Below are 2,077 nucleotides of genomic sequence, written 5' to 3'. Positions count from 1 at the left end.
ACCATCCCACTGAAATCAATAAACCGGTGGACATCGGAACGACCAGCAAGGAATGCGACACCACCGGTACCGCCACCGATGCCGGTTACGCCGAGGCCGCTTTCACCCTCGATGTGTCCCACCGGCTGCGCACCCTGCTCCGGGAACTCGGCGCGAAGGTCACCCTCACCCAGGACGCCGACCGCCCCTTCGGCCCCTGCGTCGACGAGCGCGCCCGTATCGGCAACAAGGCGAAGGCCGACGCCGTCGTCTCCGTACACGCCGACGGTTCGGCGTCCGGAAACCGCGGATTCCATGTCATTCTTCCGGCCCTGGTCAAGGGCGGGGCGGCGGACACCAGCGCCATCGTCGGCCCGTCCCGCGAACTCGGCGAGCGGATCGCCGGGAATTTCGCCCGTGAGACCGGCAGCGCCCCCGCCAACTACATCGGCGACGGTACGGGCCTCGACGTCCGGGAGGATCTCGGCGGACTCAACCTGTCGACGGTTCCCAAGGTCTTTGTGGAGTGCGGCAACATGCGCGACTCACACGATGCCGCCCGGCTCACCGCCCCGGAATGGCGACAGAAGGCCGCGCAGGGGCTCGCGGACGGAATCAAGGGATTTCTCATGAAGTGACCATGGGAGATCCATGAAGTGATCGTGAAGGTCCTGCCCCGGCCCCGACCAGGTAACAGCCTTGCCATCGGACCCGTAACAGCCCTGCTACCGGGCCCGATACCGGGCGGACGGCCCGACCGGGCAGACGATACATTCATCCGTACGATACGGAGCCACCCCCGGGCTTCACACCGCGCACCGCCGCACCCCGGCGGCCGCGTCGACCGCCCCGACCGCCCGACGAGACGACAACGAAGGACTTTTCACGTGAACATCCGCTCCCTCACTCGAGGCGACGGCGTGGTGATCGGAGCAGCGGTGTTGCTGTTCATCGCCTCGTTCCTCAATCTGTACGATTCCAGCGTCCTCGGGTCCTCGGCCCCGAACGCCTGGGACTCGCTGGGCACCGTGATGAGCATCCACCTGGCCGGGGTCATCGCAGCGGGGCTGATCGTCGCCGCCCGCGCGCTGCCGCAGCCGCGGAAGATCGTGGGGCTCGACCTCGGGCAGTTCGGTGTGGCGCTCGCGATATTCGCGGCCTGGACGGCGCTCTGGTCGCTGATCGGCCTGGACGGCATCGACGCGGGCAGCGGTCTGATCCTCGGCTTCATCGCCGCGCTGGTGCTGGCCGGCGCGGCCGTCGCGACTCCGCTCGTACCGGCGCTGAAGGGCGCGCTCGTCGGCGCGCCGAGGCCGCGGACGCCGCAGCCGTACGGCGGGCAGCCGGGCGGTCCGCAGCAGGGGTACGGGTATCCGGGCGGCCAGCAGCCGTACGGTACGCAGGGCCAGGCCCAGCCGTTCGGCGCGCAGGGCGGCCAGGGCGGCGGTCTGTTCGGCGGCGGCCAGCCGCAGGGCGGCCAGCAGGGCCAGCCGCCGACGGGCGGCGCGGCACCGGCCGGGGACTTCGCCCCGTTCTGGTTCGCGGTGCCGGTTCGCGGTGCCGGTGGCGCGTCCGCTGTTCGGCGAGGACGGTTCGCCGTCGCCGATCGCGGAACTGGCGCCTGGCACGTGGTACCTCGCGGTCGAGCAGCGCGGCCAGGGCCTGGTGGCCCAGACCCAGGACGGCCGCCGGGGCGTGCTCCAGGACACCTCGGGCATCCAGCGCGGCTAGGGCGTGTCTTCAAAGTCCCGTCTGCCCGGCGACGCCTGGCACGCACGCTCGCCGCGTTGTCGGGATCACCCAAGTACGCCCGGTGCCCGCCCTTCGGGCGGACGACGCTACTTTGAAGACACGCCCTAGCGCGCTCTCCACGGTTCGCACCACGACGACGGCCCTTCGCCCTGCGGCGGGGGCCGTCGTCGTGTGCGGGTGAGCGGCGGCGGTACGGGAGGCCTGCGGGCGGACCGAGCCGTACGGGCGGGCCCGGCGGCGAGCCGTATCCGTGCCGGGGCCGGACCGTGGGCCCGTATCCGCACCGGCGGCGGGGCCCGTACGGCTCGGTCCGTCCGAACAGCCCGCCCGTACGCCGGTGCGGATA

General features: G+C 71.5%; 1 protein-coding gene and 1 pseudogene. Both read left to right on the top strand.

Annotated elements, in window-relative coordinates:
• A partial coding sequence (locus WH07_RS26855; RefSeq protein ID WP_046505276.1) for an N-acetylmuramoyl-L-alanine amidase occupies positions 1-617 on the top strand: 617 nt, incomplete at its 5' end.
• A 249-nt stretch (positions 618-866) separates the two neighbouring features.
• Positions 867-1,710, top strand: a pseudogene (locus tag WH07_RS26850) (DUF5336 domain-containing protein).
• Positions 1,711-2,077 lie beyond the last annotated feature (367 nt).

Source organism: Streptomyces odonnellii (genome assembly GCF_000981895.1).
GTDB lineage: Bacteria > Actinomycetota > Actinomycetes > Streptomycetales > Streptomycetaceae > Streptomyces > Streptomyces odonnellii.
This window is presented reverse-complemented; position numbering and strand designations above follow the sequence as displayed.